The sequence below is a fragment of the Acidobacteriota bacterium genome, assembly GCA_034211275.1.
Taxonomy (GTDB): domain Bacteria; phylum Acidobacteriota; class Thermoanaerobaculia; order Multivoradales; family JAHZIX01; genus JAGQSE01.
On record JAXHTF010000065.1, the window covers coordinates 1 to 9,945 of the forward strand.

General features: G+C 68.2%; 2 protein-coding genes. Both read left to right on the plus strand.

The features are described 5' to 3' along the window. The coding region (locus SX243_12165) for a condensation domain-containing protein (protein MDY7093717.1) at positions 1-548 on the plus strand (548 nt) is incomplete at its 5' end. Positions 549-621: 73 nt separating this feature from the next. Continuing rightward, positions 622-9,924: an amino acid adenylation domain-containing protein gene (locus SX243_12170; GenBank protein ID MDY7093718.1), complete on the plus strand. Its 9,303-nt coding sequence runs from the start codon at positions 622-624 to the stop codon at positions 9,922-9,924. Positions 9,925-9,945 lie beyond the last annotated feature (21 nt).

Consider the following 9,945-nt stretch of genomic DNA (forward strand, 5'->3'; position numbering starts at 1 on the left):
CCACCGTCTACCCGGTGCTGGTGGACCCCGGTCCGGAGTCCGGTCCCGGGGAGGCGCTGAAGGCGGTGAAGGAACAATTGCGCCGGATTCCGGGTAACGGATTGGGCTACGGCCTGTTACGCTATGGCGCACAAGAGACAGGGCTGGTGGAGAGCGGTTCCTCGGAGGATTTGCAGGGGGAGCCTCAAGTGAGCTTCAACTACTTGGGGCAGCTCGACCAGGCGCTACCGGAGGGGGCTTTGTTCCGCCCCGCCGGAGAGGCCGCGGGCGCGCCGCGGAGTCCCCGCCAGCCGTTGGAATTTCCACTCCAGATCGATGCCCAGGTGGCCGGCGGCCGCCTCAAGGCTCGTTGGAGCTTCAGTCCGGACCAGCTGCCGCGGGACACCGTGAGCGAGCTGGCGGGGCGCTTTATATCCGGTCTTTCGACCCTCGTCGCCCACTGCCTCGACCCCGAGGCCGGGGGCTTCACCGCGTCGGACTTCGCCCTGACGGAGCTCGACGAGGACGAATTGGCGGAGGCGTTCGACGAGATCGATTTCGGTGATTGAGGACCTTAGGACGCGAGTTCGCCAACGGGTGAGAAGGGGAGAGCTGACGGCGGACGGGGGGTGAACCGGCTAGGTGGCTAGACAGAACGTAGCGGATGCATATCCGTTGACGCCCATTCAGCAAGGGATGTTGTTCCACGACATCCTGGAGCCCGGGGCGTACCTCGTTCAAGTGGTGGGAGTGCTGGAAGGCGATCTGGATCTCACCGCATTCGAGGCGGCCTGGCAGAAGGTGGTGGATCGTCATCCGGTTCTTCGTAGCGCTTTCGTTTGGAAGAAAACTCCCAAGCCTTTGCAGGTCGTCGCTCGCCGGGTGGTGGTGCCCTTCGAGCTGGAAGATTGGAGCGGCCTGGACGAGCCGGCGCAGGAGAGCCGCCGCTGGCGGTTCCTGGCCGAAGATCGGGCCCGCGGCCTGGATCTCAGCAAACCGCCGCTGCAGCGCATCACCCTGGCGCGCCTCGGACCGCGCCGCTGGCAGCTCTTCTGGACGCTCCACCATCTGCTGTTGGACGGATGGTCCTACCCGCTGGTGCTGGAGGAGGCCCTGGAGCTCTACGAGGCCGCGGCGGCGGGGCAGCCAGCGCCGCCGGCGCCCCAGCGCCCGCCGTTCCGCGACTACATCGCCTGGCTGCAGAAGCAGGACCTGGACGCCGCCGAGGCGTTCTGGAAGCGGCGCCTGGCGGGCATCCCCACCCCCTCTCCCCTCGATCTCGGCGCCGCCGCTGGTGACGACGGCCATGGCGTCGAGGATCTGGCGCTGTCGGAGTCCCTGAGCGCCGCCGTCACCGCCTTCGCCGCCCACCACCGTCTGACCCCGGCGACCCTTTTCGAAGGCGCCTGGGCCCGCCTGCTGTCGATCTACAGCGGCGAGGACACGGTGCTCTTCGGCAGCATCGGATCCGGCCGCCCCCCTTCGTTGCCGGGAGTGGAATCCATCCTCGGCATGTTCGTCAGCACCCTGCCGGTGCGGGCGGATTTGCGCTTCGAGATGCCGGTGGTGGAATGGCTTCAGCGCCTCCAGGAGGCCCAGCTGGAGGCCCGAGGCTTCGATTTCACGCCGCTGGCGGAGATTCAGAAGTGGAGCTCTCTGCCCGCCGGCGGGCAGCTTTTCGACAGCTGTTTGAGCTTCCAGAGCTATCCCCTGGACGAGGCTCTGGCGGAGCGTTCCGGGAGCCTCGCCTGCCGCAGCTTCGACATCCTGGAGGAGCCCGGCTTTCCCCTCATGGTGGTGGTATCCCCGGGGCGGGCCCTGCGGCTCAAGGCCGAGTACCGCCGCGAGCGCTTCACCGCCACCGCCGTCGCCCGTCTGCTGCGCCATCTGCGCCGCCTGCTGGAAACGCTGGTGGCGGAGCCCGATCTGACCCTGGAGGGTTGGGACGCCGTCACCGCCCCGGAGCAGCACCAGCTGCTGCTGGAGTGGAGCCGCGGCCGCCACCAGGAGCTGGGGGCGGAGACCGTCTGCTCCCTCTTCGCCCGCCGCGCCGCCGCCAGCCCCGACGCGGTGGCCGCCGACGACGGCGAGGAGCAGCTCACCTACGCTCAGCTCTTGGCCCGGGCCCGCGGCCTGGCGGCGCAGCTGTGGGCTGCCGGGGCGGGACCGGAAACGGTGGTGGGGCTGTGCGTCGAGCGCTCCCTGGATTTGCCGGTGGGGCTCTTGGGCATTCTCGAGGTCGGCGCCGTGGCTTTGCCCCTGGATCCGGAACACCCGGCCCGACGGCTGAGCTTCGCCCTCCAGGACTCCGGTGCGCGGCTGGTGGTGACCCAGCAGCGGGTCCTCGACCGGCTGCCGGAGCTGGCGGGGGAGGGGCGCTCTGCTCTGCTCGCTGAGGCGGTGGAATCCTTCGCCGACCCTGGGGCGGCTGCCGAGCCCTTCCCGCGGCCGGAGAATCTCGCCTACCTGGTCTACACCTCCGGCTCCACCGGCCATCCCAAAGGCGTTCTGGTGGGGCATCGGGCGCTGCTCAACTATTGCCGGTCGATGATCCGGCGCTGCGATTTCGGGCCCCGGGACCGCATGCTGCAATTCGCCTCGCCGGCGTTCAACGTGCTCATCGAGGAAGTCTTTCCGGTGCTCCTGGCCGGCGGCACGGTGGTGCTGCATCGGGAGGATCTGCTGCTGGCGCCGGCGCAGCTCCAGCGGGTGTTGGAGGAAAAACGAGTCACCGCCGTGGAGCTGCCGGCGGCTTTCTGGCAGGAGTGGGTTCAGGATCTGGACGCCCGGGGCTCGGCGCCGCCGGCGGCGCTACGCCTGTTGCTGCTGGGCTGCGAGCGCCCCCGTCGCCGGATGCTGGAGATCTGGCGTGGCTTCGGGGTGCGGCTGGTCTACGTCTTCGGCCTCACCGAGACCACCATCACCTCCTCCGTCCACGAGCTGCCCCTGCACCAGCCCGTGGGCCGTAACCAGCTGCCCATCGGCCGGCCCCTGGCCAACACCCGGCTCTACGTTCTGGACCGCCGTCTGCAGCCGGTGCCGGCGGGGGTGGTGGGACAGCTCTACATCGGCGGCGAGGGCGTTGGCCGGGGCTATCGGCGGCGGCCGGAGCTCACCGCCGTCCGCTTCGTCCCCGATCCCTGGGCGCGACGCCCCGGCCGCCGTCTCTACCGCACCGGCGATCGCGCCCGCCATCGTTCCGACGGCGCCCTGGAATTCCTCGGCCGGCTGGACTACCAGCTCAAAATCCGCGGTTTTCGGGTCGAGCCAGGGGAGGTGGAGGCGGTGCTGGAGAGCCGGCCGGAGGTGCGCCGGGCGGTGGTGGTGGCCCACGCCGGCCCGGGCCAGGGAGGCGGAGGCCTTCGCTTGGTGGCCTACGTGGTGCCGGAGGCGGAAGCTCCGGATTTCGGCGCCTTACGCCGGGCCCTGGAGAGTCAGCTGCCGGACTATATGGTGCCCTCCCGCTTCGTTCAGCTGGACGAGCTGCCCCTCAACCCCAACGGCAAGGTGGACCGCAAGGCGCTGCCGGCTCCGGACGAGGATCCGGCGGCGGCGCAGCGCTCCTATGCGGCACCGCGCAACGAGACCGAGGCACTGCTGGCGGAGATCTGGGGGCAGGTCCTGGGCCTGCCTCGAGTGGGGGTGGAGGACAACTTCTTCGAGCTCGGCGGCGACTCCATCCTGAGCATCCAGATCACCGCCCGGGCCAATCGGGCGGGCATCGGCATCACCGCCCGCCAGCTCTTCGAGCATCCCACCGTCGCCGGTCTCGCGACCGCCGCCGAGGGCACGCCGGTGTCGGTGGCGGAGCAGGGGCCGGTGACCGGTCGGGTGCCGCTGACGCCCGTGCAGCGTTGGTTCCTGGAGCAGGAACGCCGCCGGCCGGAGCATTTCAATTTGCCTTTGGTGCTCGAGCTCGAAGAGCGGTGGGAGCTGGTGGAGTTGGAGCGTGCGCTGAGTCATCTTCTGCGCCACCACGACCAGCTGCGGGCGCGCTTCCGGCGCGATCCGGATGCCGCTGCGGCGACCTGGATCCAGGAGCTCCCGGCACCGGACGCGCAGGCCGTCGATCTCACCGTGGTGACCTCTGGCGAACCGGCTACCCAGGACTCGCTTCGGCGGTTTGGCACAGAGCTCCAACAGGGGCTGGGCCTCGAGAACGGACGCTTGCTGCGGGTGCTGCTGTTGGATCCCGGCGACGAAGGTTCCCAGAAGCTGATTCTGGCGGTGCATCACCTGGTGGTGGACGCGGTCTCCTGGCGGGTGCTGGTAGAGGATCTGATGCAGGCCTACGAAGCGGTGGCGGCGGGCCGGGAGCCGACCCTTCCTCCCAAGACCACCTCCTTCCTGCACTGGGCGCGGCGCCTGGAGGATTGGGCCGCCTCCGGCCGAGCTCTCGAGGAAGCGGCCTATTGGCTGGCGGAGGAGCGGGGGGAAGCCCTGTCTTTGCCCGTGGATGACCCGGAAGGTACGACCGCCGAAGGCACGGCGGTGACCTTCACTACCAGGCTTCCGGCGCCGGCCAGCGAGGCCCTGGTGGCGGGGCTTCCCAAGGCCTACCGGGCCGGAGTTCAGGATGCGCTGCTGGCGGCCCTCGGGCACGCGGTGGCGGATTGGACCGGCAGCGATCGCGTTCGCCTGGAGCTCGAAGGCCACGGTCGCCGAGAGCAGCTTTTCGACGACGTGGATCTGTCCCGCACCGTCGGCTGGTTCACCGCTCTCTATCCGCTGGTCCTCGATCTGAGCCCGCCCCCGGGGCTGGATGGGGAGCCCGGAGCGGAACTGGTGGCGGTGAAAGAGCAGCTGCGAGCGGTGCCGGGAGACGGCGTGGGCTACGGTGTGCTGCGCTACTTGTCTCCGGACGCGGAGACCGGCCGCCGCCTCGCCGCCCAGCCGGAGGCGGAGATTCTCTTCAACTACGTCGGCCGAGTGGACGACGTCGGTGGCGACGAAGGTCTGCCGGTGCGACTGGACAGCGCGGACCCCGGCCCTCCCATCGATCCCGAAGCTCCGCGCACGCATTTGCTGGCGGTCAACGCCGGTCTTCGCCAAGGCGAGCTGGAGGTAGCCTGGACCTTCAGCCCGGAGGTCCACCGGCGGCAGACGGTGGAGGCCGTGGCCCAGGCCACCATCGATGCTCTGGCGGCTCTGGCGGAGCATTGCGCTCAGCCCGGCGCCGGCCTGCGCACACCCTCCGACTTCCCCTTGGCACACCGTGCCCTGGGGTCGGAACTGAGTTTGACGACTCTACGGCGGATCCTCGCCGACGCCGAATCGGCGCTCCCGGGAGGTCCTCAACCCGGTGGGCCGGGGGAAGAGCCGGCGGGGGCGCCGATAGGGGAGTCGGTGGCGGATCTGTACCCGCTGTCTCCCCTCCAGCAGGGCATGCTCTTCCACGCTCTCTACGCTCCCCAGGCCGGGCTGTACATGGCTCAGGTGGTCTGCGAGCTGCGGGGCGATCTCGATCTGGAGCTCTTCCTCGGTGCCTGGCGCCGGGTGGTGGAACGGCACCCGGTGTTGCGCACGGCCTTTGCTTGGGACGATTTGCGTCAGCCCGTGCAGTGGGTCGGGGTGCGGGCAGAGTTGCCCGTGCGCGTGGAGGACTGGCGGGTGGAGGATGGGCGGGGAGAGGATGCCGGCGAGGCCTCTCGGCGTCTGCAGGAGGAGCTCAAGGCGGATCGGGAACGGGGCTTCGATCTCGGACGACCGCCGCTGCTGCGGTTGCTGCTGGCGCGGCTGGACGACCGGTCCTGGCAGCTGGTGTGGAGCTTCCATCAGAGCATCTTCGACGGTTGGAGCTTGCCGATCCTGTTCCGGGATCTCTTCGCCTCCTATGCCGCTGCCGCTCAAGAGACCTATGCCGAGTTGCCACCGGTCCCGGCCTATCGTGACTACATCGCCTGGCTCGAGAGCCAGGACGAGAAGGCCGCCGAGGCCTTTTGGACCCGGATCTTGGCGGGAGTGGAGTCGGCGACGCCGTTGCCTCTCCAGGCCGCCGTCAAGAACAGCGGGGAGGCTCCGGCCCATGGCGAGGTCCAGCTCCATCTCGGAGAGGATTTCACTCGTCGACTGAACGAGCTGACCCGCCGGGCCCAGGTGACCCTGAACACGCTGATCCAGGGATCGTGGGCCTTGTTGCTGGCCCTCTACAGCCGCCAGCGGGACGTCATTTTCGGAGCCACTGTCTCCGGCCGGCCGGCGGATCTGTCGGGGGTCGAGGGGATGGTCGGACTGTTCATCAATACCTTGCCGATCCGGGTACGAATGGAGCCGGAGGAGGCTCTGCTGGAGTGGCTCCGGGGGCTCCAGCAGCGGAACCTGGAGCTACGACAATTCCAGCACACGGCCCTGGCGGATATTCAGCGTTGGAGCGATCTGCCCGCGGGGGATTCGCTCTTCGACAGCTTCTTGGTATTCCAGAATTATCCAGTAGAGGAAGCGCTGCAGACCGCTGAGGGTTTGGAGGTCCACGGTTATCGCACCGAGGAACGTCCGCACTACGGCCTGACTCTGGTAGCCCATCCGCTGGCGCGGCTGCGCCTCGATCTGGCCTTCGACCGCAACCGCATGTCCAGCGACGCTGCTCGAGGATTGCTGTCCCGGGTCCACCGGCTGCTCTCGTCCATGGTGAACGACCCCTGGGCGCGGCTCGGGGAGCTGACACCCCTGAGCCCCGCCGAGGCGCAGCAGGTGCTGGTGGAGTGGGGGCAGGGACCCCGGCGGCAGGAGCTCGAAGGTCCTGCGACGGTGGTGGAGCTTTTCGAGCGGCAAGTGGCCTCGAGACCACAAAGTCCGGCCCTGGAGATGGCAGGGCGAACCCTGACCTATGAGGAGCTCGATTCCCGGGCGAACCAGCTGGCGCGCTATCTGGGTTCGATCGGAGTGGAAGCCGGCTCGGTGGTGGGGATCTGCCTGGCCCGGTCGCTGGAAATGGTGGTGGCCACGCTGGCGGTGTGGAAGGCGGGAGGAGTCTTCGTGCCGCTGGATCCGGAGTATCCGGAAGAGCGCTTGAGCTACCTCGTGGAGGATAGCCGTCCCGCGGTGCTGTTGACCCTCGGCACGGCGCCGGTCCAGCCTGGGGAAGGCTGCCGGATGGTGGATCTGGACGCCGGTGGGGGAGCCTGGGCGAGTCTTCCCGACGACGCTTCGCAGGCTGATGGTGCTCGCAAGGCCATCCCCGAGACCGGCGATGTGGCGTATCGGATCTATACCTCCGGCACCACCGGCCGGCCCAAGGCGGTGGAGGTCGAGCACGGCAATCTCGTCCATACCCTCGGTGCCGCCCAACAGAGTCTGGATTTTGGCCCAGGCGAAGTCATGCTCTATCTCGCTTCCTTCGCCTTCGACATCTCGTTGCTGGAATGCTTCGGTCCCTTGGTCACCGGTGGCCAGGTGTTGCTGCAAACCCGCGATCAAGTGCTCGATCCGGAGCGTCTCGAGCACTCGTTGCGGCGAGCCACTCGGGTGCACGCGGTCCCCAGCCTGATGCGGCAGCTGGTCGATCTCGCCGAAGCCTCGGACGAGAATTTCCCGGATCTGCGCACGATCATGCTGGGAGGCGATCGGGTGCCGCCGGAGTTGCTGCGGGATCTCCAGCGGGTCTTCCCGGCGGCACGTATCTTCGTCCTCTACGGTCCCACGGAAGCCACCATCATCTGCGCTGCCTACGAGGTGCCGCAGCATTTCACCGGTGGGGAGGCGTGGGTGGGCCGACCTCTGCCGGGGGTCGGGTTGCGGGTGACCGGTGCCCTGGGATCGCCGGTGCCGGTGGAGGTGGCCGGTGAGCTTTGGGTTTGCGGACCGGGGGTCAGTCGCGGCTATCACGGCCGGCCGCAGCTGACGGCGGAGAAATTCGTCTTGCACCGCGGGGAGCGCTACTACCGCACCGGTGACCTGGTGCGTTGGAGCCCGCAAGGGGTGCTGGAGTTCATCGGCCGCGCCGACCAGCAGATCAAGGTCCGCGGATTCCGGGTCGAGCCCGGGGAGATCGAGGCGGTGCTGACCGGGCTGTCGGCGGTGCGCGAGGCGGTGGTCATCCCCCGGGAGGACGATCTCGGTGAGATCCGCCTGGTGGCTTATTGGACTGCCGAGGAAGGTCCCGAGGTGCCGTCGGCGGAGCAGCTGCGGGAGATGTTGGCGCAGGAGCTACCGGAGCACATGATCCCGGCCTATTTCGTGCCTCTGGAATCGCTGCCCCTATCGCCCACCGGCAAGCTCGATCGCGCTCGGCTGCCGGCTCCGGACCTGGACCGATCGGAGGTGACGGCGCGATATCAGGCACCCCGAGACCGGCGGGAAGAGATCTTGGTAGAGATCTTTCAACAGGTTCTGCGCCGTCCCGAGGTCGGGGTCGACGACAATTTCTTCCACCTCGGCGGCGATTCGATTCTGAGCATTCAGCTGGTGTCCAAGGCGCGGGCGGCGGGCGTGCACCTGACCCCGCGCCAGCTCTTCGAGCATCCGACGGTGGCCGAGCTCGCGCAGGCCGCGGCGGCGCCCAGCGTGCAGGCGGAGCAGGGGCCGGTGGTGGGGCCGGTTCCCCTGACGCCGATTCAGCACGCATTCCTGGAACACGATCCGGAGCACCGTGATCACTTTGCCCTGCCCCTTCTGCTGACCGTCACCGAAGCGCTGGATCCGGAGGTCCTGGAGCGGGCTCTGGTGGCCATTCAGCAGCACCACGACGCCTTTCGCCTGCGCCTCGAGCGGGACGCGGACGGCCACTGGGCGCAGCGATGCGAATCCGAGGAGCTAGTCGCCGGTCTGCAGAACGTCGATCTATCGTCTTTGCCGGCGCAGGACCAGGGGCCGGAGCTGGAGCGCCTCACGGGAGCCCTGATGGCTGGGCTGCGGCTGGATCGCGGGCCGGTGCTCCAGGCTGCCTACTACCGTCTCGGCGAGGCCGGTGATCGCCTTTTCCTGGCCCCCCATCACTGGGTGATGGACGGTGTGTCGTGGCGCTTGGTGCTGGAGGATCTGGACACCGCCTACCGTCAGCTGGCGGCGGGTGGAACGGTGGACTTGGGGCTCAAGACGACCTCCTTCCAGGCCTGGGCTCGGAGGCTGGCGGAGCTCGCCTCCGGAGATGGCGCCGAATCGGAGGAGGAGTTGTGGACGGAGATTCTCTCTCGTTCAACGCCTTCGCTGCCGCTGGACGATCCGCAGGGCGACCGTTCGGTGGCCGCCACCGGCGTGGTGAAGGTCGAGCTCGGCGAGGAGGAAACCCGCAGCCTGCTGCAGGAGGTGCCCGACGCGTATCGCACCGAGCTCCAAGAAGTCCTGTTGGCGGCGGCCTCGGTAGCCCTGGTGCAGTGGACCGGTGGCGATGCGGTACGCCTGACCCTGGAGGGCCATGGGCGAGAGGAAGAGTTTGCCGGCGAGGTGGATCTTTCTCGCACCGTGGGCTGGTTTACCGCTTCCTATCCGGTGCTCTTGGAACCGGGGCCGCTGGAGGATCCTGGTGCGGTTCTGAGAGCGGTGAAGCGCCAGGTGAGGCAAATTCCAAACAAGGGTCTCGGTTACGGTCTCTGGGCACACATGACTAAGAGAAAGGGGAGCACCCCTTTCGCCGAAGCCGCCGAGATCAGCTTCAACTTCCTTGGTCAGCTCGATCAAGCCCTGCCGGAAGGACGGCTCCTGGAGCCCTCAACGGAGAATCTCGGTCTGGCGGTGAGCCCGGATCGGCAGCGTGAGCATCTCCTGCAAATTGATGCCCAGATCCTCGGCGACCGGCTCGAGGTGGAGTGGACCTTCTCCTCCGGCGTCTTGCGGCGAGCTTCCGTCGAAAGGGTGGCGTCCGACTTCGTCGCGGCACTCCGGACGCTGATGGACCATTGCCTGACCCCGGAAGCCGGCGAGGTGCAGGCAGAAGATTTCGGATTGGCGGATTTCGATGACGATGATTTGGCAGCAGCGCTCGACCAGGTGGGCTTTGGCGACGATTGATTCGCCGAGCCGGTGGACGAG